General features: G+C 43.3%; 23 protein-coding genes and 2 pseudogenes. 17 read left to right on the top strand and 8 right to left on the bottom strand.

All coding sequences use genetic code 11. The features are described 5' to 3' along the window. Window positions 1-60: 60 nt before the first annotated feature. Together MHB49_RS33925 and MHB49_RS33920 are read left to right on the top strand one after the other, a co-directional pair. On the top strand, window positions 61-642 hold the full coding sequence (locus tag MHB49_RS33925) for an SDR family NAD(P)-dependent oxidoreductase (protein WP_405157305.1): 582 nt from the start codon (window positions 61-63) through the stop codon (window positions 640-642). Window positions 643-953: 311 nt separating this feature from the next. Then, on the top strand, window positions 954-1280 hold the full coding sequence (locus tag MHB49_RS33920) for a hypothetical protein (protein WP_405154572.1): 327 nt from the start codon (window positions 954-956) through the stop codon (window positions 1278-1280). A 116-nt stretch (window positions 1281-1396) separates the two neighbouring features. Here MHB49_RS33920 and MHB49_RS33915 read toward each other — a convergent pair whose 3' ends face one another. Then, on the bottom strand, window positions 1397-2266 hold the full coding sequence (locus MHB49_RS33915) for a helix-turn-helix transcriptional regulator (RefSeq protein ID WP_405154571.1): 870 nt from the start codon (window positions 2264-2266) through the stop codon (window positions 1397-1399). Window positions 2267-2349: 83 nt separating this feature from the next. Between MHB49_RS33915 and MHB49_RS33910 the strand changes: the two genes are divergently transcribed. From MHB49_RS33910 to MHB49_RS33900, 3 genes and pseudogenes are all read left to right on the top strand, one after another. After that, window positions 2350-3072, top strand: coding sequence for a DUF4386 domain-containing protein (locus MHB49_RS33910; RefSeq protein ID WP_247900064.1), 723 nt, complete (start codon window positions 2350-2352; stop codon window positions 3070-3072). A 125-nt stretch (window positions 3073-3197) separates the two neighbouring features. Next, complete coding sequence (locus MHB49_RS33905) at window positions 3198-3476, top strand: alpha/beta-type small acid-soluble spore protein (protein WP_405157304.1); 279 nt, start codon at window positions 3198-3200, stop codon at window positions 3474-3476. A gap of 81 nt (window positions 3477-3557) precedes the next feature. Further along, a pseudogene (locus tag MHB49_RS33900) lies at window positions 3558-3671 on the top strand (23S rRNA (pseudouridine(1915)-N(3))-methyltransferase RlmH); the annotation flags it as partial. A 154-nt stretch (window positions 3672-3825) separates the two neighbouring features. Here MHB49_RS33900 and MHB49_RS33895 read toward each other — a convergent pair. Beyond that, a complete protein-coding gene (locus MHB49_RS33895) occupies window positions 3826-4848 on the bottom strand; it encodes an MBL fold metallo-hydrolase (RefSeq protein WP_405154570.1) in 1023 nt (340 codons plus the stop codon). 165 nt (window positions 4849-5013) lie between these two features. On the opposite strand from MHB49_RS33895, the gene MHB49_RS33890 reads away from it, so the two are divergent. From MHB49_RS33890 to MHB49_RS33875, 4 genes are all read left to right on the top strand, one after another. Further along, a complete protein-coding gene (locus tag MHB49_RS33890; protein WP_405154569.1) occupies window positions 5014-6024 on the top strand; it encodes a fumarylacetoacetate hydrolase family protein in 1011 nt (336 codons plus the stop codon). Between the two features lie 80 nt (window positions 6025-6104). After that, window positions 6105-6686 (top strand): TetR/AcrR family transcriptional regulator, encoded by a 582-nt coding sequence (locus tag MHB49_RS33885; RefSeq protein ID WP_405154568.1) that lies wholly within the window; start codon window positions 6105-6107, stop codon window positions 6684-6686. Between the two features lie 140 nt (window positions 6687-6826). Beyond that, window positions 6827-7237: a carboxymuconolactone decarboxylase family protein gene (locus MHB49_RS33880; RefSeq protein ID WP_405154567.1), complete on the top strand. Its 411-nt coding sequence runs from the start codon at window positions 6827-6829 to the stop codon at window positions 7235-7237. A 227-nt stretch (window positions 7238-7464) separates the two neighbouring features. Continuing rightward, window positions 7465-8205 carry an NAD(P)-dependent oxidoreductase gene (locus tag MHB49_RS33875; protein WP_405154566.1) on the top strand — a complete coding sequence of 247 codons (741 nt, stop codon included), beginning with the start codon at window positions 7465-7467 and terminating at the stop codon, window positions 8203-8205. A 183-nt stretch (window positions 8206-8388) separates the two neighbouring features. Here MHB49_RS33875 and MHB49_RS33870 read toward each other — a convergent pair. Beyond that, window positions 8389-8706, bottom strand: a pseudogene (locus MHB49_RS33870) (SDR family NAD(P)-dependent oxidoreductase); the annotation flags it as partial. Window positions 8707-8869: 163 nt separating this feature from the next. Between MHB49_RS33870 and MHB49_RS33865 the strand changes: the two are divergent. Next, window positions 8870-9955 (top strand): 5-methyltetrahydropteroyltriglutamate--homocysteine S-methyltransferase, encoded by a 1086-nt coding sequence (locus tag MHB49_RS33865; RefSeq protein WP_405154565.1) that lies wholly within the window; start codon window positions 8870-8872, stop codon window positions 9953-9955. Between the two features lie 28 nt (window positions 9956-9983). Further along, the gene (locus MHB49_RS33860) at window positions 9984-11474 is read left to right on the top strand and encodes an aldehyde dehydrogenase family protein (RefSeq protein ID WP_405154564.1); all 1491 of its coding nucleotides are present in this window, start codon (window positions 9984-9986) and stop codon (window positions 11472-11474) included. Between the two features lie 162 nt (window positions 11475-11636). Here the strand turns inward: MHB49_RS33860 and MHB49_RS33855 are convergent, their stop codons facing one another. The 3 genes from MHB49_RS33855 to MHB49_RS33845 all read right to left on the bottom strand — a co-directional run bounded on the left by MHB49_RS33855 (window position 11637) and on the right by MHB49_RS33845 (window position 13475). After that, window positions 11637-12089 (bottom strand): HEAT repeat domain-containing protein, encoded by a 453-nt coding sequence (locus MHB49_RS33855; protein WP_405154563.1) that lies wholly within the window; start codon window positions 12087-12089, stop codon window positions 11637-11639. Window positions 12090-12282: 193 nt separating this feature from the next. Further along, window positions 12283-12612, bottom strand: a complete 330-nt coding sequence (locus MHB49_RS33850) for a YndJ family transporter (RefSeq protein ID WP_405154562.1) — start codon at window positions 12610-12612, stop codon at window positions 12283-12285. Window positions 12613-12848: 236 nt separating this feature from the next. Further along, complete coding sequence (locus MHB49_RS33845; protein WP_247900049.1) at window positions 12849-13475, bottom strand: hypothetical protein; 627 nt, start codon at window positions 13473-13475, stop codon at window positions 12849-12851. A gap of 420 nt (window positions 13476-13895) precedes the next feature. Between MHB49_RS33845 and MHB49_RS33840 the strand changes: the two genes are divergently transcribed. Next, window positions 13896-16019 (top strand): 5'-nucleotidase C-terminal domain-containing protein, encoded by a 2124-nt coding sequence (locus MHB49_RS33840; RefSeq protein ID WP_405154561.1) that lies wholly within the window; start codon window positions 13896-13898, stop codon window positions 16017-16019. Between the two features lie 199 nt (window positions 16020-16218). On the opposite strand, the gene MHB49_RS33835 is transcribed toward MHB49_RS33840, so the two are convergent. After that, a complete protein-coding gene (locus MHB49_RS33835) occupies window positions 16219-16788 on the bottom strand; it encodes a DUF4062 domain-containing protein (protein ID WP_405154560.1) in 570 nt (189 codons plus the stop codon). A gap of 221 nt (window positions 16789-17009) precedes the next feature. Between MHB49_RS33835 and MHB49_RS33830 the strand changes: the two genes are divergently transcribed. Then, on the top strand, window positions 17010-17369 hold the full coding sequence (locus tag MHB49_RS33830; RefSeq protein ID WP_247900046.1) for a collagen-like protein: 360 nt from the start codon (window positions 17010-17012) through the stop codon (window positions 17367-17369). Between the two features lie 75 nt (window positions 17370-17444). Here the strand turns inward: MHB49_RS33830 and MHB49_RS33825 are convergent, their stop codons facing one another. Next, window positions 17445-17978 (bottom strand): TetR/AcrR family transcriptional regulator, encoded by a 534-nt coding sequence (locus MHB49_RS33825; protein WP_247900045.1) that lies wholly within the window; start codon window positions 17976-17978, stop codon window positions 17445-17447. A gap of 117 nt (window positions 17979-18095) precedes the next feature. On the opposite strand from MHB49_RS33825, the gene MHB49_RS33820 reads away from it, so the two are divergent. The 4 genes from MHB49_RS33820 to MHB49_RS33805 all read left to right on the top strand — a co-directional run bounded on the left by MHB49_RS33820 (window position 18096) and on the right by MHB49_RS33805 (window position 21040). Then, entirely contained in the window at window positions 18096-19139 is a 1044-nt protein-coding gene (locus tag MHB49_RS33820; protein ID WP_247900044.1) for an aldehyde reductase, read from the top strand. A 371-nt stretch (window positions 19140-19510) separates the two neighbouring features. Then, window positions 19511-19738 (top strand): hypothetical protein, encoded by a 228-nt coding sequence (locus tag MHB49_RS33815; RefSeq protein ID WP_405154559.1) that lies wholly within the window; start codon window positions 19511-19513, stop codon window positions 19736-19738. 138 nt (window positions 19739-19876) lie between these two features. Further along, window positions 19877-20407 carry a GNAT family N-acetyltransferase gene (locus MHB49_RS33810; protein ID WP_405154558.1) on the top strand — a complete coding sequence of 177 codons (531 nt, stop codon included), beginning with the start codon at window positions 19877-19879 and terminating at the stop codon, window positions 20405-20407. A gap of 429 nt (window positions 20408-20836) precedes the next feature. Next, window positions 20837-21040, top strand: coding sequence for a hypothetical protein (locus MHB49_RS33805; RefSeq protein WP_405154557.1), 204 nt, complete (start codon window positions 20837-20839; stop codon window positions 21038-21040). Window positions 21041-21109: the final 69 nt, after the last annotated feature.

The raw sequence follows: 21109 nt of genomic DNA, 5'->3' as shown, positions 1-21109 counted from the left end.
TTATTAACGTAATTATCGTTATGATATTGACAATAATTAGCTGCAGGCGGAGCGGAATTTATAGGTGTTCATTACGCCACAAATAGAGATGCGGCTCTGAAGGTTGTTGAGGATATTAAAGCTTTGGGCGCAAAAGCGGTAGCTCTGGAAGCAGAACTAAACACGGGTATTGCCGGTGTTAACAAGCTTTGGTCCGCTTTTGAAGAGGCTGTTCGTTCAGAAATGGGCTCTGTGCAGTTGGATATCCTGATCAATAACGCAGGGATTGCACCGGAAATTCCTTTTGAAGAAACGTCAGCAGAAACGTTTGAAGCTGTCATTAATGTGAACCTTAAAGCTCCATATTTCCTTACTCAGGCAGCTTCCAAGGGGGCTATTGAGACACTTACCTTGGCCTTGGCTCCACATTTCGCATCGAAGCGGATTACGGTTAATGCGGTAAGGCCGGGAGTTACGGCTACGGATATGAACAAGGATTGGCTCGCTGACCCTGAAATTTATGCTGGAGCATCTTCAATGTCTGCTTTCGGAAGAATTGGTACCACTAAGGACGTTGCAGATATCGTTGTATTTCTATCCTCTGAGGAAGCGCGATGGATCACGGGGCAGTTCGTTGATGCTACCGGTGGATCCCGGCTTTAAGAACAGCAAGAGGATCTGGAGCAGGCCGATGCGCCAGGACACTGGAAAACCGTCAGGGAAACCCCTGACGGTTTTTGGCTTCTGCGAGTATTTATTTCGGCTTGCCAAGGAAAATGCACCGTGCCTCCTTCAGGCAGATTGAGAATGGCCATCGAGCCGTTAATCGTGCAGTCCAGTGTTGTGCCATACGGATAGAATGACTTAGGAAACAAGCAGGCAAAGTGCTATGCCGATTCACAATATGGTTCCCGTCCAGACTGTGCGAGAGCTTGTGGGAGCGAAATGGAATCACAATTGCCATTCTTACTCTTTTGGTCACGACGTCTGATTTGATGGGCCCTGCGAAGAAGGAAGCGGAGCAGGTTCGTGTCGAGTACTGGCATGGGGGAGTTATTGAGCAAAAGTTGAAAGTCGATACGGTGAACCATACCATAAGTGGGGCGAAAAATATGGTAAACGGCAGCAAAGGCTCCTTTATCAACAATGAAATATATTCTTATAAACTTCGGCAATTTCATTGGATATCAATCTATTTCCACAGCCGTAATCCAATAAACACATCGGCAAATGCCGAAGGCAACAGATCCAAGAGCCAAAACAGGGTGCATCTCGTGAGAGATGCTTTTTTTCGTTCCTAATTACAGCAAGATGTGGAAAGTCGAGCGAAACCCGTTATGTTATTTTATTTGCAGAAAAGGAATGATCAAATTCGAGCAAAGAAAGGAGCAGACAGAATGAGAAGCGAGCCGCGATCTTACAGAGCAGAATCGGTAGGGAGTTTTTTGATAGGCGCATAGATATGATAGGTCGAATCCAGATGGTGGACATCATCAAAGGCTTGAATGAGTTCAATATCGGTTTCTGCTGTTTCCTGCTTGGAAATCTTTAGAAATCTGGCATAGTCGTTTTCCAGTACATCCCCAATGTCAAGTATTTCACCACAATAGTTGAACCTTGCACAAAAAATCTGTGGCACATCAACCGTGAAAAAATAAGGTTTATCAATTTCAATGCTGCTTGGGATCCCAAACAGTACCTTAAACCGAGTTGAATCGGGTTGACAGTTTGAATAAATGACATAACAGGGACCATCTATGGTTTCATCAATATGACTCAACAGCATTTCTGAATGTGCGCGAATCTTCTCCTTGTAATCATCATTGGCTAAATCCACTTCAAAAGCGATCCCACTGATTCGGGTCTCCTTGAATTCGGTCAGTGTGAAATCCGTGACGATATCACCGTTAATGTTTTTTATAGGTCTCTTCACCACTGTAGGTATGGTGACAGGAGAGATGGTTGTAAGTCCTGTTTTTAAAGAACTTGGAGCTACGCCGTATTGTCGTTTGAAAGCACGAGTGAATGAGGCTTGTGTACCGAAGCCCAGCTGATAGGCAATATCGGTTAGAGAGCTGTTTTTGTTTTGAATAAAGGTTAAAGATGCATTCAATCTTCTGGATAGAATGTATTGGTTTAACGAACAGCTCATCATAGCGGAAAACAGCCGATGAAAATAGTATTTAGACATGTTGAAGGTATTGGCGACGGATTCTACGGTTAAGGACTGTTGTAAATGGTCCTCGATATGGATCAAAGCACGTTCAATGACTTCGTTATGGTCCATAATTACTCCTTGTGTCAAGTTTTGTGGCAAGTATACCATACGTCCATCAGCAAATAAATTTATTGTCTTAGGAGGAAAAATAGATGACGCGAGACCGAAGGAATGCAAGGATACTGGGGATTTTTTATATCCTTGCTGCAGTGACGTCAATCATAGCGGTTGTTTTGTATGGGCCGGTTCTGTCAGAACAATGGCAGATGGCCGTGGCAAATGGATCGGAAACAAAGGTCTTAATCGGTGTATTAAATGATCTCTTACTTATGGTAACGGCTGTTGGTACAGCAGCCATGCTGTTTCCCTACGTTCGGCATTGGAATGAGCATCTTGCACTAGGGTATCTTTGTTTCCGGTTTATGGAAGCTGTTTTTATTGCGATTGGTCTCGTAAGTATATTGGGTTTGTTACAACTTAGTTCACATTATGAACCAACCAACTTAGCAAGTAAAACCAATTTTGAACCCATAGGGCTGTTGATGCAGTCGATTTATCGCTGGACGGCTATGTTGGGTCCAAATCTCATGTTGGGCATAAATACGAGTCTGTATAGTTATTTGCTTTATCGAACAGGCTATGTGCCTAAACCGTTAGCGATTTTCGGAATGATTACAGCGGTTATGGTATTTTTAGCAGGTTTGCTGCAAATGTTTGGGATCATCGGACCCTATTCGGCGGTAAAAGGATTGATGGCGCTTCCTGTGGGCGTTTACGAGATGAGCTTGGCAGTCTGGTTAATTGTGAAGGGATTTCATGGGGAGAACCTTGCTAAATTGAGAGCAAAAACAGCTTCTTCGTCTATAGTAAAATAATCAAAAGTTCTTTGATCGAGAGATTAAGAGGTGATGATGATTCAACTCATAAATTTTAGGGAATAGGGATGAAATTTTGTGCTTCCGGGCAAGTTAGGGAATAACATCGAGGGGAGTGCTGTATGATGGCAAGAAGAAGGAGAAAATATGCGGTGCCAGGGGTTGAACAGGGAATGCAGGCGTTCAAAGCAGATGTAATGAAGCGCGAAGGATATACCGTAAATCCGAATCGACCAGACGATGTAAAATATGAAGTGGCGAAAGAGCTTGGTGTACCTCTGTACCCAGGAAATAATGGTCAACTGACAACGGAATCAGCAGGCCAAGTCGGCGGCAAAATTGGTGGTTCCATGGTTAGGGAATTGATCCGTCTCGCTCAGGAGCAAATAGCGTACAGGGAGTAATCCTGAACTGAAACCTTCGGAAGTTTTTTAACTGGGAAATAGAAGAGATTCGGGTAGTTATGAACCGGTTAAAATTAACCCTTGCCACATCAGTTGATGCGGCTAATGCTGGTGGAGCAGATTTATCGTGCAGTGAAGATCAATCGGAATGAGCCGTACCATAAGCCGAAAAATTATGGGAATAAATGCATTTGAGGACGTAAACCAAGGAAACAATCAGCCATTTTTTCTTCATAATCGGTTCTAAGCGCCGATTTTAATTCCGTGGAACAATTGAAAAAAAACGGCCGCTGTTCGCATCGTTTGCGACAGGGCCGTTTTTCGTTTTTCATACGCTAGCTTCAAATTGCTATTCTTGCCAAACACTCATAGGGTCCCATGGCTTGATCTGATTGCCATATTTTCCGGCCAAAAAAGCTTTCATGTCTTCCAGCTTAGCAGGCACCTCGTTCCAAGTTGGAAGGGGTGATAACCCTCGTTTGCTTTTCAATAGGATATCCACTGTAACATACAAGCGTTCTGGCTGAATCCAATGAAGGAAGCGGGAAATATCAATTTGCTTGGTCAGGGACAAGGAATCAATTTCGTCATTGTAATGCTTGTTGAACTCGCTGATCAGGTTCAGGAGGTAGTCCCTCTGCTCCTTTACGAAGTCCAGGCCGCAGATGGCGCCATGTCCTGGAACAACGATTTCGGGTTTAATTTCATCAATAATGCGATCAAGCACTTTAACCCAATTGAGGGTTCCCTCTTCGCTGTATGCCGTACAACCGTTAAACACGACATCGCCGGCGAACAGCACTTTTTCTTTTGGCATCCACAGCAGCAAGTCACTGTCGGAATGGGCCGGAGCTACGTTGTAAATCATGACTTCCGTATCGTCAAGACGGATGCTGATATCGTCCTTTATCTCAATATTCGGGTGTACCCATTCTACGCCTTCCAGGTCGAATCCTTCAAATTCTGCTGCAAAAAACCGCTCGCCCGAAGTCGATTCCAGAGAATCCTTTCCTCTTCTGATGACGTTGTCCATCCAGGTGATATTTTCGGTGAGACGCTCTCTGGATGCTTCCTTGTGCATAATAATGCAAGCATCTTCAAACACTTTGTTACCCCAGGCATGGTCGCTGTTATAGTGCGAGTTCACCACATATGCGGGAGAGCCGCCGTTGCTTACTTCCTTAAAAGCCTCCCGCATTTCCCGCGCATGGAACAAATCGAAAAACGTGTCATACACCAGCCCTTCACCCTTGTTGATGAACCCGGCATTGGCCCAACTGATGCCGCGATACGGCGAAATACCGGCAAAGACGCCATCTGCGACTTCAAAAAATTTAACGCGAGGTTTTTGGATAATACGTCCATACTTCATGAAAATTCTCCTTTGCGTATATGTTTTTGGGATAAGGCATACTGAATATGTCTTGATTATAGAGAATGGAAAATATAAATGCAAGCGAGTACTTGCATGCATTTACTCTATGCTCTATGATTGTAACAGAACAACATCACACTACATGGATGGAGGCGCTGCAACATGAAGCTAGTAACCTTTCAAACCAAGACATCCCAGGTACCTTTGTTTGGGCTTGTAATTAACGAGAACTTTGTCGTGTCTTTTGCTGCAATTATGAAAAAGCAGGGAACATTCTCTGACAGTCTTGAAAGTATGGACAGCTATCTTCATGATTTGCCGGCAAGTTATGATGCCGCTAAGGAATTGATGCAATATGCTGTCGAACAGTCGCATCAATTCAATGAAAATGAAATCTGCCCGATTGCAGCGGTAAAACTGCTGCCGCCGGTTCCGAATCCGGCTGCGCTTATCGATTTCGGGCTGACGCCAAGACATCTGAGAAATGCTGGCGTAAATCTGCTGCAAAGAGAATATACAGGGCCGGAAAGAGAAGAGCTTAAACAAAAAATCGCCGAAAAATTCCAGCAAGATCCGAATAAAGTGAATTTCAGTTATTACAAGTGTAATCATAATGCTTTAATTGGCGATGGGGATACGATTCATTGGCCATCATACTCTTCATATCTGGATATCGAGCCGGAACTGGCCTTTGTAACAGGGAAGGGGAATTGCATCGCAGGTTATGTTATTTTTAACGACAGTACTGTCCGTGATGTGCAGTGGCCGGATTTCCAGGCGTTGACCGGACCTACGCGCTGCAAAGATTTTGATCGCAGCAAAGGAATAGGACCATTTCTGGTTACGCCGGATGAAATCGACAACCCGCTGGCACTAGATGTGGATGTACACATCGGGGAGAGACTGCACTGGAAGGGAAGCACTTCCGAGTATTCTGCACACCCTGGGAAAGTGATGGAGGAGGTTCTCAAAGTTTTCACGCCGCTCCCGGGCACGATTATAGGTATGGGGACGATACCAGATTGCTGCGCAATCGAGACCGAACAATGGTTGTTGCCCTCTGACCGAATCCAGATTACATTTGATAAATTAGGCACGCTCACGCAATTTGTGCCTGAACATGTCAAGATTACGGAACCAAGCCGCTGGGAAAAAAGAAGCGATTTTCCTTAAATAAACGTTGAACCCCGACCCTGCTGCATATGCAACACTTGTAGTAGAATAGGTTTAACATATGCAAAAGGAGAAATACAATGAATACTTCAGACAGAATCATTGAAGCCGCGACACAGCTCATCAAAAAGAAGGGCTATCGGGGAGTAAGCACCAAAGCCATTGCAACGGAAGCTAAAGTCAATGAATCTACGATTTTTCGGCAATTTGGAAGCAAGCAAGGCATATTGGAAGCCATCGTTGAAAGACATGCAGATATCCCGCAATTTGAGAAGCTGTTAAAAGAGGACGCGACCGATAATCCGGAAGTCGATCTGCTGAATGTAAGCCAGCAGTACCGTATGTTTTTCCATAAAAATGCGGACATCATTTTGATTGGCATCCGTGACAAAGGAATGCTTCCCGAATTGGACAGAGTGCTGGCCGATCCGCCAGTGAAGCTGCACTCCTTGCTGGTTGAATATTTTGAACGCCTGCAGAAGAAAAAAGTTATAGCTAGACAGGATGAGCGTCTTACCGCTATGTCTTTTCTCTCGATGTGTTACGGATTTCAGATGAGTGAGCTGATTCACCGGCAATATCAGTCCCAACTCGTCACCGAGGAAGAGTTCTACAAGCACAGTGTCTCATTGTTTGTTAAAGGAATTTTGTCTCAGTCATAAGCTTTGTTGATTTATTTAAATATGCCGAAGACTGCTTGCGCGGCTCTGACTCTAGAACAATTGAAAGAAGATGCAAGGACTGCTTTTGCTCGACTACCTTCACCATTCGTTTCACTTGAATCTTACTAGGAGGCTGCAACATGACGGCAGAGCGCTACGCACGAGGTTGGAACAAACTAATGGAAGTAGGCGGGGGCGGAGGAGAAGCAGAACGTGTAATCGAATCACTGAAAGATATTGCTCCTGACGTTGCTAACTACATTATCGAGTTTGCATTTGGCGATATTTATTCCAGAGAAGGACTGGATCCAAAACAGCGGCAACTGTTGACGATTGCTTCCCTGACAACCCAAGGTGGAGTCGAGTCAGAACTTCATGCCCATATTCACGGGGCTCTTAATGTTGGTCTCTCTACGAATGAAGTCGTTGAAGCGATTACCCATTGCATATCCTATACAGGTTTCCCACGCGTACTCAACGCTATTTCTGTAGCAAAGCGTGTGTTTGAGGAACGAAATGTGAAAGTAGAGACATCACAAGAACAGGAATGACAAACCTGACGATGATTTGATCTTGTTGATGGAATACTTGGCAAAGAAGTCTTTGGGTAACTTATAACTCAATAATGAAAATGCTGCCGAGTGGTAGCCCTTTGTTCAACTGACGGGACACGATAGTTGAATCACCAACATCTAGGCCGCTGATTACTTCAACGGCCTTTTGGGTATGTTGCGAAAGCTTAATAGTCGCTTCCAATCTGCTCCAAGCAGGATATGCATTGACCGTATACAACCGCACTCCAGAAAAAGCGGAGCCGCTCGTGGCCCAAGGTGCGCTGCAGGCGGTCCGTCCAGCTGACACCGTGACAACCGGTGGCATCGTCGTCACCTTGGTTTGGGACGATGAAGCATTGGAAGACGTCGTCAAAAGCGAAGATTTCCTGGAACGCCTTGGCATAGGCGGTATTCATGTATCAATGAGTACGGTGTCGCCGGATACGGGCAGGAAGCTGGCGGATCTGCACGGGCGGCATGGCTCCGTCTATGTTGAGGCGCCTATCTTTGGACGGCCGGAGGCAGCCGCTGCCAGGCAATTGTGGATTCCAATAGCGGGTCCCAAGGAAGCAAAGGAGCGGGTCCGGCCGATGCTGGATGCTATGGGAGCTAAGGGGATTTTTGACTTTGGCGAGGAAGCCGGTTCGGCTGTAATCATCAAACTGATCGGTAACTTCCTTATTGTCTCCGCCGCACGCTCAATGGAAGAAGCACTAGGAATAGCTGAGCGCAGCGGTGTTGATCCCACTGCGGCGGTTAATATGCTTACGAGCACACTGTTTACCGCCCCAATCTATCAAAGCTACGGCAAAATGATTGCCGAGAAGTCATCCATATCCGAAAGTAAAATTCCGCAGAAAGATGTCGGCCTCTTGCTGTCGGCGGCGCAAAATGCACAAGTTCCAGCCCCGCTTTCCAGCCTGCTGCTTGATATGCTAGAGAACAGAGATCGAAGCAGACCCTAAGGCTACGGTCGATGTTATTCGTACTCTTGTATAACCGGTCGGCCTGGTTGCGGTTATAAGTGACATTCGGCTCTGAATTCAATACGCTCAAAGGATAGGCGGCCCCAGGGCCGCATTTCGTCGATAGCCCCTACTCCGAAATGCAGTAGTAAATACCTTATATTCTGTTAATGCATCATTAAATTAGAACTCCATCGATCTTCCGCCAAAATCCGTTTGAATAGCACCCGGTTCAATTCGTTTTACTTTGATGTTTTGTGATGCTAATTCATAAGATACCGACTCAGAAAAACCCTCCACCGCGAATTTGGATGAATGATACAGGGATATCGTAGGAAAAGTTACTTTTCCACCCATAGAAGGGATTATCAGCAGACTTTCTTGAGTGGATCTAAAGTGTGGCATCATGGCCTTAGTCATTCGGATTTGACCAAAAACGTTCACTTCAAACTGTCTTCTAATCTGCTCTTCCGTAATTGCTTCTATAAGACCCATTGTTCCATACGTTGTGTTCTTGTTCTATATATTTCTGGGCAATTTCTATAATGTCTGGTCTTTTGGCTATTGTTAAAAGCTATGACTAGCCATGCTTTTTTCATATAGCAAGCATTCCTTTTGACCATGCTATACTCATTAGACCAAAAAGTTAGAAGGAGAAATAGTTATGATACCATTTCGTAATGATCATGTAGGTAGCTTTCTACGTCCTGCAAATTTAAGTCAGGCACGTGAACAATATAAATCAGGCAACATCACATATGAGGAATTAAGAGCTGTGGAAGATCAAGAGATTATTCGAATTATTGAAAAGCAAAAGGAAAATGGCGTATTGGCAGTTACGGATGGTGAATTCCGCAGAAGCTGGTGGCATTTTGATTTTCTGGGTGGCTTGGATGGCGTAGAGCTGTATGAGCAAATTGATGGACCGAAATTCCATAATATGCAAACGCGTAAGGGCGGGATTCGTGTTGTTGGTAAAGTTGATTTCTCGAGTCATCCCTTTGTTGAGGATTTTGAGTTTTTGAAAAAGCATGCAGGTGACGCAGTGGCGAAACAGACCATTCCAAGTCCCAACATGCTTCTATATCGATTGGAAAATGGCGCCAATATCTATACGGACCGGGAGCAATTCCTTCAGGATACGATTGCGGCGTATCAAAAAGCCATTCAAGCTTTCTATGATGCGGGATGTCGATACCTGCAATTAGATGATACAGCATGGGCAGACCTATTCTCAGAAGCTGGTCACGATAAGCTGCGTGCTAAAGGTCTGGAACCAGCGGATGAGTTGAAAACGATGCAGCGAATGATTAACGAAACTTTGGCTCATAAACCGGCAGATTTAGTTGTGACGATGCATATTTGTCGTGGTAATTATAAATCGAACTATTTCTCAACAGGTGGTTACGAGTACGCTTCTGAAGTTATTTTTGGAGGCTTAAACGTAGATGGATTATTTTTAGAATTCGATGATGAGCGCTCAGGTGGTTTTGAGCCATTAAAGTATGTGAATCGAAAAGATTTGAAAATCGTGCTTGGTTTACTCACATCGAAAACAGGCGAGTTAGAGGATAAAGAACACATTAAAGCTCGGATTGCAGAGGCGGCAACCTATGTACCACTTGAGCAACTTTGTTTGAGCCCCCAATGTGGTTTTTCGTCTACAGAAGAAGGCAATATTTTAACGGAAGAACAACAATGGCGTAAACTTCGTTATGTGAAGGAACTTGCTGAAGAAGTTTGGAATTAATCCATCTAAATAACGGAGGGGATGTAGAATGACGATACAAGCAGACCAAGAGACAATTATAGTTGAAGCGTTCATTAATGGTCAAAATATAAAATCCCTTTCGCAGTTAGCAAAAGAGAACCCGACAAACCCAACTGAGATCGTAGGCTATTTCCCTGTCACTACGAAAGAACAAGCGGTTGAAGCGATTGAAGCGGCGGCAGGGGCTTTTAAAACATGGAAGCAGACCTCCATTGATGAACGCATTATGATGATGCGCAAGGCGATCGAGAAGATTAGGGCAGCTGAGAATGAAATTGTGCATTTGCTGTCTAGAGAGCATGGCAAGCCGCTGTATGATGCACACGGTGAGATTTATGTTTCGTTAATGTGGATGGAGTTTGCTTGTAATGAAGCCAAATCGGCTCTACAGGAAGAGATCAAAGAGCATGAGAATGGTAAAACGATTCTTTCCTATGATCCAATGGGTGTGGTGGCAGCAATTAGTCCATGGAATTACCCCATTGCTTTATCTACGATTAAGATTGCTCCTGCCTTACTTGCAGGCAACACGATTGTGCTTAAACCAAGCCCATTTGCGCCACTGGCGGCAGCGAAGGTGGCAGAGATTATTGCGAGTGAGTTCCCGGCTGGTGTAATCAATGTCGTTCATGGTGATGCGGATGTGGGCGTTGAACTGACCACGAATCCTCATGTTACGAAGATCGCCTTTACAGGTGGGACTGCGACCGCTAAGTATATTATCAAAGCAGCTTCGGAAACGATTAAGGATATGACGCTTGAGCTTGGTGGTAATGATGCGGCGATCTTCTTGGAAAGCTTTGATGTTCATGATGAGCGAGCGATGCGCCGGATTGTCATTTCTAATTTCTTAACAACAGGACAGATCTGTATGATCGCCAAACGTGTGTATGTACACCGTTCTATTTATGATGAGTTTGTGGAAAAATATATAGAAGCGGCAAATCGCTGGATTCGAATTGGCGATCCTTTTGATTCAAATACGACGATAGGTCCGGTGAATAACCTGAAGCAGAAGAATTACGTGCTTGGTTTGGTGGAAGATGCGCAAAAGCGCGGGGCTAAGGTCATCCCTCTCGGGCAAATTCTGGATCAGAAGCTGTTTGACCAAGGTTACTTCTTACAACCAACGCTTGTTTTGGGTTGCGATGTTCATGATCCGATTGTGGTAGAGGAACAGTTTGGTCCTACGGTTCCGATTCTGCCATTTGACGATGAAGAGCAGGTTATTCATCTACACAATGAAAGCATATATGGATTGACGAGTTCTGTGTGGGGGAAAGAAGAGGATGCCATCTCCGTCGCAAGTCAACTCGAAGCTGGAACGACAATGATCAATACCGCTGCTGTGCAGGGTCTCGATGTTCGGTTCCCTTTCGGTGGCTTCAAGCAATCCGGTATTGGACGTGAATACGGCGCGGAAGGGATCCGCACGTATACCGAAAAACATGTCATCAACGTTCCGAAGACACTGGATCTTCCTTATATACCAGAATAAATTTTATATCACATCACTGTGTATCGTACAGAGAATGTACATGTGAAATGGAATGTAGCCTATAACTTTGCTCTGATGGAAATATCAAAATAATAAGAAATAAAGAAGCCACTCCATTTTTTGGAGTGGCTTCGTGTTCAGCTAATATACGGTGAACAACGACTATCTTCTGCCTAGTGTCTCCCAAATTCCATGGAGCCAAGAGTCGAACTCAGCATCTTTGTCGCCTTCGTAAGTATCATAGAGATCCAGACGTGTCTTTTGCAGTTTTTCCTTAAACTCCTCAAATGTATGACCTTCAGGAAGGCTTTTTTTGATCCGTAGCAAAATTTTGTTAGTACCTTTAAACAGCTCACCTTTGTTTTTGGCAGGCATTTGTACATCTTCATCCAACTGTTTCAGCTTGAGATATGCGGCTTCGCGTACTTGAAACACTTGATCATTTTTCAAAACATGCTGCAGCAACTTAATGGTAGGGGCTGTATCCCAGTTCCCCAATTCGTTCACCGCATTCAGTCTGTCTCTCCAGCTTGACGTCCGGTTGGCCGCTCGTTTGAGCTCTTCAAAGTTCTCCGGTAGTTCGTTAACTGCTCCAATATCCTGGTTGTTCGTCAAAATTCAATCTCCTTAATCATCGCCATCTCGGCAGAATGATGAATGTTATTTATGTGATCACTATTATAGCACGAACCTGACTAAACTACTGCTATGAAGCCGATGGGTTAGCCCAAAAATCACATACACCGATTCATGATTTTGTATTTAATTACGCATAAAGATGTACCAACCTATCTAATCTCCGTGACAATCATTTTTCCTTAATGAAGCCTACCATATACACCCAACCAATAAGTCCACATAAGACAAAACCAAACGCATGCAGAGATCCATAGATGGGAATAAAATCGAGTATGGTTAAGGAGTACATATTTTTCAGTAACGGATAGAAGATGGAAATGACAACCACCGCGTAAAAGGATAGGCAAGAAAGGCCTAAGAAGAAAGCTGCCTTAATATCCAAGGCGTTTTTTCTCAAGTAAGTAAGGAGATAAGCGGTGTAAACCACAATATTACATGCGAACAAAGTGACACCGACGTATTCAATCGGCTTGGAGAAAATCATACCAATAGCAATCAAAAAGGATATTCGGTAGAATATGGGACTATAATGAAAACAATAGAAATGGATGGAAAAACGGCGTATGGTGATATCTATAGAAAATAAATATAGAAGGAATAATGATATGCTTTAACTACTGATAGGTGCAATTTTCAAGCCTTGTAAGCTGATATTAAACGAATCGGATAGGGTTACACGCTAGTAAACGATCGGAAAACAAAAAAAGAGCCGCGCATCATGCGGCTCTTTATCTTTTAGCGCCCGCCCGTATTCGAAGCCCAGACAGGAATCCAACTGTTCGGATAATTGTTATTGGTCAGCGTTGTGTTATAGAGAACTAAATTCCCATCACTTTGCATGACCAGGGTGTCCCCCGTTGTGTTAGCTGGTAAGCTGCCCCCATGATGGCCTGGAATCCATGAGGTGGTGTTGGGAGACCAAGCAGCTACCTGTACAGAAGTATCAATCACCAAAACTTTATCCCATCCCCAACCGGTGTAATATTCGAATTTACCTGTAGCCGGGTTGAAACCATAACGATAACCATATTGGTAAACATCTTGATATTTCATGCCATATTTATACATAACAGGTTTCCCGTATTGTGGTTCGAATGTAAACGAAAGAGCCCCACTGTTACTGGTCCCGCTGCTCCAAAGAGAAGAACCGTTCTGATAGATAACGAAGTTCCCGTCATTCTGCCAAATGGCTGAGAACCTGCCATCTTGGGAGGTGAGATAGTCCCCCTTCGCCATGCTTTGGCCGATTGTGAGCTTATCTCCAAGATAGCCGGCAGAAGCTGTCGTGGGTACGGCAAATGCAAGAATCAACAAGCAAGCCATAAGAATTCGAATCGTTTTTGGGAAAAGTCGTTTGTTCATTGGACACGCTCCTATTTTTTTATATGGGTAGGAAAGATGGGAACTAAGATCTAAAATGCTGCTAACGGTCACCTCCTTTAATAGAAAGCATGAAAATTTTTGATACTATTATGTAATGGGATGTGTGCTTTTAGGAGATGGAAGCGAGTATTACTTGTGCTTTGATAGAGGAATCGCAGCATCGGTGAGATTTAATACTTTTTTTTCCATTATAGCTATCAGAAAATATAAAATCCATATTTATCTACATGGAATTTTGAATCTATCACTCAAATCCAATGCGTCATAACTTCTCGTCTGCATCTTCTCTAGTAATCTTCCGAAATTTTTACACTCATTTGATATATTCTACGACTTTTATGAATTGAACTATGGTAAAATATTTCAGGATCTATAATTGGAGAGGGGTTTTGTTAATTCATGTATTGGAAAAAAGTTCTGGGCCAAAGCACAATTCGTGTGGCAACTGCTGCACTATTACTCACCCAACTATTGGGCGCAGCGGGTTCTGTCTCTGCCGCAGGCAAAGATGTAGAAGTACACTTGATTGGTATCAATGACTTCCATGGTCAGTTAGATACTACATCAATCGTTAGTGATAAAAAGGCAGGAACGGCTCCGATTCTAGCAACCTACTTAAAAGAAGCTCAAGCAAAATATGAACATTCCCTACTCTTCCATAATGGCGACTCTGTGGGTGCATCTGCTCCAGTCTCATCTCTCGATCGTGACGAGCCTACCATGGAATGGATGAATATGATGGGCTTCGATGTAGCATCTCTGGGCAATCATGAATTTGACCAAGGTATCGCTGCTTTGAAGGCACAAATCTTCGGTGGTCTTGATCCAAAAGAAGGAAAAGTAACTCATGCGGGTGCAAAATTTGATTACGTCAATGCAAACGTCATTGAAACTGCCACTGGCAAAACATTGATTAAACCCTATGTTATTAAAGAAGTGGGCGGAGTCAAAATTGGATTCATCGGGTTAGTGACGAAATCCACACCTGCAAAAGTATCCCCATCTGGGACAGCTGGCGTGCGTTTCCTAAGTGCAGAAGAAGAAGTTGAAGCCGTTAATAAATATGCAAAAGAGTTGCAAGATCAAGGTGTAGAAACGATCATCGTTTTGGCGCATGATCCAGCATCAACCAAAGAAGGCGTAACCACTGGAGAAGCGGCTGATTTGGCAAAAGCTTTGCCAACAGATTCCCCTGTTGACGTTATCGTCGCAGGTGACAATCATGCCTTGGCTAACGGTGAAGTGAATGGAAAATTGATCGTTCAAGCGTTCTCTTATGGTACGGCATTTGAAGATATTAAATTGATGATTGACCCTGCTACCGGGGATGTAACGGAGAAATCAGCTACCGTTACAACGACTTTCCAAGAGGGTGTAAAAGAAGACCCTGAATCTTTAGCTATTATTAAAAAATCTTTAGACAAGCATCCTGAGCTGACGAAGCCTGTAGGTACAACGGATGGTTCTGTTACTCGTACAGATGCTTATAATAACGAAGCCGCTCTGGGGAACCTCATTGCAGATGCAATGCGCCAAGCAGACTTTGGTGATAAAGCAAGCGAAGCAGACTTTGCATTTATGAATCCAGGTGGTATTCGTGCGGACCTGCCGCAAGGCGATGTAACCTTTGCTGATCTTGCTAAAATCCAACCTTTTGGCAATACTCTAGTGAAACTGGAGTTGACTGGTGAACAAATTAAAACGTTGTTGCAGCAGCAATGGGGAACCAATGCTGACGGTACACCTAACACAAAAACACTGCAAATCTCTGGCTTGAAATATACTGCAGATTTCAATAAGCCAGTTGCAGAACGTGTGACTAGTCTTAGTCTTGAAGATGGCACACCTATTGATCCTGCAAAAACATATACGGCTGTAGTTAACAACTTTATGGCTGCAGGTGGAGATAACTATAAAGTGCTAGTGGATGCCAAATCATCCTTGGCAGGTCCTATCGATTTGGATGTATTCTACCAATACATCGTAGATACGTATAAAGGCGGCGCTATTCAAGCTGCAACGGAAGGACGTATCACGAATCTGGCTGCATCTACAGAGCCAACAGAAACACCTGCAATAACGGAATTCATTTCCCGTGCTGAATTTGTTACTGCTTTGGTAGAACTGTTGAAACTGAACGAAGTAACTTCAGCACCTGCATTCAAGGATGTTGCTGCTAACGCTGCATATGCAGATGCAATCGCTGAAGCGACACATGCTGGATTTATTCAAGGCTACGGTGGTAACTTCAATCCTGATCGTGATATCACTCGTGAAGAAGCGGCTACTATTCTTGCTAAATTGTTGAAAGATCAAGCTTCTGATAAAGATGCTGCTACGATCATTGCAGGTTATGAAGATGGCAAAACCGTTTCTACTTACGCGGTGAAATCTATGGCAAAACTGATTGACAAAGGTATTCTTAGTGCAGCAGACAAAAACTCACTTCAACCTAAACAAGGGCTTTCTACTAACGATGCCAAAGCTTTAATTCAAAAAGCTGTTGCAGCGAAAGCTTCATAATGTAGAACTTATTCAAACTTTATATTAAAACAAAAAACACATCTTATTGGGTAAATAAGCTTTCCAGGAGAATGCTTATCCCAATTTAGGATGTGTTTTTTCATATTTACATGACCTATAACTGATCTCAGATTGGTGGCACCTTGTTTTGGGCAGGTATAGTTGATAATGGTAATGGTTGGTTATGCCAGCCCCTCATTCATTTCTTTTTCTCCAATTCCGCCTTTAATCGTGCATTCTCTTCCAACAGCTTTTGGACGTCCGGGACATCCTTAGCGGAAACCCAACCATGCAAATCGTCTCTTGCTGCATACCCCGGCAATTGATCACGAAGTACCATTTTAATGTGCCGTACATCTTCAACATAATAGATAGGGATTTGTTCCATGACGGTTTGCTTAAACTCTTGAAACTCCTGATAGTACTCAATTGCTGCGAAGTCATATGGCTTTTGTCTTAATGCTTCATCTGTGACAACAAAAGCAAATCTAGGTTTGCCCGCTTCTCCGGCATACTCATACTCCCAATGGGTATAGCTCTTGGATTCATCTTCAGGAAGTGTTAAACCATAGAATCCTCCGAGAATCAGGACATATACATCGGACTCGTCGATCCATCTCTTCCTAATTTTCATTGGACTTTCCTTGAAAAATTGCTCGATTCCCGCAGGGATATGACCAGCTTGAAGTACGGCTTCAACAGCGGTATGTCTTTCCTCAATAAGATCGTAGTAAGTAGACGATATGTAAATTTGTAGTTTTTTTCTCATAGGCCCACCCCATTTAAAGAATGAATATAATTAGAATCTATCACTCTCTCACTTTATTTGTCAAAATTGACTGGGGTTTCATGCGGCAATGTTTCCCCTATGTGGAGAAACTGAATACGGGTCAAGCACGTTTGGCGGGGATATTTTTGATATTCGCCCAGTCGCCCTTTCCGCGAATGCATATGATGATTATGCCTACTCATCGAAAGGAGCGATCATATATGGGATTTTTTCCAATGCCGGGACCTGGCGGAGGGTTTCCAGGCGGACCAGGTGGACCAGTAGGGCCGGGGGGTCCGGGTTTTCCAGGGGGTGCACCGGGAGGTGTTCAAGCGCCGACGGCTCCTCCACCGCAGTTCGTACCGCAAATGCAGACCGCCGTTCCATTTGCTATTGACCCCGGCGGGATCAGACGCTGCATGTTCCGCAACACTTACATTTGGCTGAACAACGGCGAGCAATTTTGGTTCTTCCCGGTATTTGTCGGGCGTAATTCTGTTGCAGGGTTCAGATGGTTCGGTTTCTTCTGGGGATACTTCGGTATTGATTTGAATCGGATTAGCTCGTTCACGTGCTTTTAAGACAGAGAGCGAAAGAGAACAGCCTGGGGCTGTTCTCTTTGTTGTGTACTGCATCCCTGGCAAATTACTTATCTTTTACTTATGAAATAGTCGTATGAGTGTTGATATTTCTTCTATGGTTTCTTGTTGTCCATTTTTGATCCATGTCATCCAAATTTCAAAAACACCGGCACTCATAAAATGAATCCAATAATTTCGTTTTGCACCTGTCCAGTTTGGAAAGGGAATGAGCTCATCATAAAATTGAGTTATGTTGTTCTTGAAGATTTGATAAATTAACCCTGTGTAATCACTCTCAATAGACATTTTAATATCATTGGAGATGACCAGAAAAAAGTTGGTTAGATCTGTTATTTTTTGTTCGTTACTCTTTTTGTGCGCAATTTTATTGAATATATCTGCAAATTTAGGCTCGTAGTACTCTATTAATACTTGTTCAAGATTTTCATAATTTCTATAGAATGCCATTCGACTGACACCGGCTTTTTTAACGAGTTCTGAAATGGTTAGCTCCGAAATTTTTTTTGTTTTTAGCAGCTCCAGCAATGCAATCGTTATCCATTCTCTTGTGTCTTTTTTTATAATTTGTGCGTGATCCGTTGCTGCCATTACATTTCCTCCAATCTGTCACATATGCTTGTTTCTTGCTTGCTATTGATAATGCCTGATCTTATTATAGGATAAAACATGTTACAAGTGTAACGTCAACTGAAGGGAGTATTTACGATGGCAGACCCTAACAAACCTTTAGTGCTGGTGACCGGAGGTTCAGGATTTATCGCTGTTCATATAATCGTGAAATTACTGGAGAAGAAGTATCGTGTGCGGGCAACTCTTCGTACAATGAGCAGACAAGATGAAGTAAAAGCCATGATAATATCGGGCGGGGTGACACATATTGAGAATTTGTCATTTGTTCAAACGGATTTAACTTCTGATAATAACTGGGATAGTGCGGTTGAAGGAGCGGATTATGTCATTCATGTGGCATCCCCAACACCCAATAAAATATATAAAGATGAACATGAAATGATTGGGCCGGCACGTGAGGGTGTGTTACGAGTGTTGAGAGCAGCACGTGATGCAGGGGTCAAACGCGTTGTCCTAACTTCTGCTTTCGGAGCAATCGGTGTGGGACATAAGCATCACACAGGGCCATACACCGAAGAAGATTGGTCCAATACAGACGCAAAAATTCATCCCTATCAAAAATCCAAGACACTCGCTGAAAAAACTGCCTGGGAATTTATACGAAAGGAAGGGAATGGTTTAGAATTAGCGACGGTAAATCCTGTTGGTGTGATGGGGCCAATTCTAGGTAATGATTATTCTCATTCAAATGATATCGTTCGCCAGATGTTAGAGGGCAAGCTAAAGTCTGTCCCCAAGATTTATTCTGATTATGTGGATGTTCGAGATGTTGCAGAGCTGCATATCTTGGCAATGGTTCGTCCCGAAGCAAGTGGAGAGCGATTTATAGCTTCTAGTGCAGAAAATCTCTCAACGTTGGAAATTGCAAATATTTTACGAGAAAATTTAGGGGAAGATGCCATAAACGTTCCAAAGGGAGAGCTCCCCAATAGTATCGTTCGTGTTGCGGCGATTTTCAATCCTAAATTAAGAATGATTGCAACACTCTTGGGAAAAGATATGTCAACGAGTAATCAAAAAGCCAAACGTATACTTGGTTGGACACCGCGTTCAGCAGAAGAAGCCATCATAGCAACGGGTAAAAGCATGATGATAGTCATCAAAGGACAGATGAAGTAACAAAAATTAAACAGGTTGACTTTGCAAATAAAGAAAAGAAACAACACGTAGTGAGATATTCACTCGTGTTGTTTCGTTGTTAGATGGAGTTTACGTTCAGCAAAATTCTTCTCCGACCATGTCTTACTTCGCTTTTCTCCAGCTCGAAAACGTGTTTGAGCATGAAGTGAGGATCGAGCTTAATATCGAGGCAATAAAAGTAGATTAGTATCCTTCACAGCTTCTTATGCATTCACTCGCCATAACACTATGGCGAGTGTTTTGTTGCGTATAACACGGACCTTTTTCGCTGGTATAAAGGTGGTCATGAGGATAACAACAGATATCTGTTCTACGCCTCGGACAGGGACCAGCAGGTCACGAACTATTACATGCAATATATCGGGAAGTATTTCCTGTATGCTCCACATGTGGACGGGATCGTGTTGTTCTACGAGGATAATATGGATAATCTCCTGAGCGGCTACGATTATCTGGTCGTCGTGGAGACGGATCGTAACGCAAAGTGGTTGCTGAAGAAGCACTATGGCATTGACATGCAGGAAGGTATCTACAAAATTACCCGATCCGGGGAACAGATCATTCTAACGCTAACTTAAGTGAGATCATTTCAGTGGACTTTGATTCGGTTTATGGCTCATGTATAATTGTAACAAGCCTGGAAATGAAGGGACTGAACTATGCGCAGATATCAATATTTTAAACCTAACTATTAAATCTAATGGGAGGAAAAAGTATTGATTACAGAGTTACACACAGAACGTTTACATTTGAGAAAAATGAAGGTATCGGATTCTCCAAGCTTGTTTACGGTATGGTCTGATCCGGATGTTACTAAATTTATGAATGTTAGTTGTTTTACTGACGTAGAGCAAGCAAAAGAAATGATCCATCTGCTGGATGATCTTTCTCGGGATCGTAAGGCTATTCGTTTCTCCATAATTAAAAAAGAGTCCAACGAAATTATAGGTTCATGCGGTTATAATTTTTTGGATTTTGACAACTTAAAAGCTGAAATTGGATATGACCTTGCTAAATCATCTTGGGGAAGAGGTTATGCTTCAGAGGCGGTCTCTTGTTTGGTGGATCACGGATTCTCATCTTTAAAATTGAACCGAGTCGAAGCCAAGGTTGATCCCGAAAATGTGAATTCTATAAAGCTCTTACAAAAGCTCTGCTTCACATTTGAAGGAACACTTAGAGAATATGAACGTGTGGACGGGAAGTTTAACGATCTCCATATGTATTCAAGGTTAGTATCCGATTGATCTGATGTTCTTATTGGCATAAGAAAGAGATACATGAGTTTTATATGAGAATGTATTCAAAGAGGCCGTTCCAAGTTGGAGTGGTCTCTTTGTTACATGCAGCGATATTGATTTGGTCGCATGTCGCTCGCAGGCCAGTTATTCAATTAGACTTTTCGTTGCGTTATACCATCTGTGAGGCTACTCGTCAACTTGGTTGTTTCAACCTGCTATCAGTTTCGCTACGTTGGAAAGCGCCGGAGCGATATAACCTGTACGCTTACCCGGTCGGAGACGTTGAGAACTCTTGAGAAAAGCCCCCTGGATAGGCTATCTTACATAAGATTGATGTCCTGAAAGAAAGCATACTGAACAAGTTGAAGAGCTGTGCATCTCGAAAGAGGTGCTTTTTTTCGTTACAGCAAGAATTTTATCGGCTTTTTGTTTCGTATGGAGAGTTCCAACCAACTGAACGGATGGGGTTGCATAACGGACGGTTTCGAAGGCTGCTTCGTGCCTTGTCGTGATGGGACTGGATGGCATCCCGACCCGCATGTAATGGTGGGAATCGGGCTTCATGCTTCTTATGGTCACATGGTTGTTCAGATTTTGTATAGACCCCGGCTATATAATGGAGAAATACGCTTGGGCTAATTGGCGTATTTTTCCAATTGGAGTATGTAAATGGTGAAGGTAATCGAAGGAGAGTATGATCAAAGCCCT

It is taken from the genome of Paenibacillus sp. FSL K6-0108, assembly GCF_045040695.1.
Classification (GTDB): Bacteria; Bacillota; Bacilli; order Paenibacillales; family Paenibacillaceae; genus Paenibacillus; species Paenibacillus pabuli_B.
Note: the sequence above shows the minus strand (reverse complement) of the source record. Positions and strands in the feature narration are given on the sequence as shown.

Excerpts from the sequence above, each read along its gene's own strand:
- MHB49_RS33915 (WP_405154571.1), bottom strand. The coding sequence starts at position 2,266 with ATGGACCATAACGAAGTCATTGAACGTGCTTTGATCCATATCGAGGAC.
- MHB49_RS33910 (WP_247900064.1), top strand. The coding sequence starts at position 2,350 with ATGACGCGAGACCGAAGGAATGCAAGGATACTGGGGATTTTTTATATC.
- MHB49_RS33905 (WP_405157304.1), top strand. The coding sequence starts at position 3,198 with ATGGCAAGAAGAAGGAGAAAATATGCGGTGCCAGGGGTTGAACAGGGA.
- MHB49_RS33895 (WP_405154570.1), bottom strand. The coding sequence starts at position 4,848 with ATGAAGTATGGACGTATTATCCAAAAACCTCGCGTTAAATTTTTTGAA.
- MHB49_RS33890 (WP_405154569.1), top strand. The coding sequence starts at position 5,014 with ATGAAGCTAGTAACCTTTCAAACCAAGACATCCCAGGTACCTTTGTTT.
- MHB49_RS33885 (WP_405154568.1), top strand. The coding sequence starts at position 6,105 with ATGAATACTTCAGACAGAATCATTGAAGCCGCGACACAGCTCATCAAA.
- MHB49_RS33880 (WP_405154567.1), top strand. The coding sequence starts at position 6,827 with ATGACGGCAGAGCGCTACGCACGAGGTTGGAACAAACTAATGGAAGTA.
- MHB49_RS33865 (WP_405154565.1), top strand. The coding sequence starts at position 8,870 with ATGATACCATTTCGTAATGATCATGTAGGTAGCTTTCTACGTCCTGCA.
- MHB49_RS33860 (WP_405154564.1), top strand. The coding sequence starts at position 9,984 with ATGACGATACAAGCAGACCAAGAGACAATTATAGTTGAAGCGTTCATT.
- MHB49_RS33845 (WP_247900049.1), bottom strand. The coding sequence starts at position 13,475 with ATGAACAAACGACTTTTCCCAAAAACGATTCGAATTCTTATGGCTTGC.
- MHB49_RS33840 (WP_405154561.1), top strand. The coding sequence starts at position 13,896 with ATGTATTGGAAAAAAGTTCTGGGCCAAAGCACAATTCGTGTGGCAACT.
- MHB49_RS33835 (WP_405154560.1), bottom strand. The coding sequence starts at position 16,788 with ATGAGAAAAAAACTACAAATTTACATATCGTCTACTTACTACGATCTT.
- MHB49_RS33830 (WP_247900046.1), top strand. The coding sequence starts at position 17,010 with ATGGGATTTTTTCCAATGCCGGGACCTGGCGGAGGGTTTCCAGGCGGA.
- MHB49_RS33825 (WP_247900045.1), bottom strand. The coding sequence starts at position 17,978 with ATGGCAGCAACGGATCACGCACAAATTATAAAAAAAGACACAAGAGAA.
- MHB49_RS33820 (WP_247900044.1), top strand. The coding sequence starts at position 18,096 with ATGGCAGACCCTAACAAACCTTTAGTGCTGGTGACCGGAGGTTCAGGA.
- MHB49_RS33815 (WP_405154559.1), top strand. The coding sequence starts at position 19,511 with ATGCAATATATCGGGAAGTATTTCCTGTATGCTCCACATGTGGACGGG.
- MHB49_RS33805 (WP_405154557.1), top strand. The coding sequence starts at position 20,837 with ATGGAGAGTTCCAACCAACTGAACGGATGGGGTTGCATAACGGACGGT.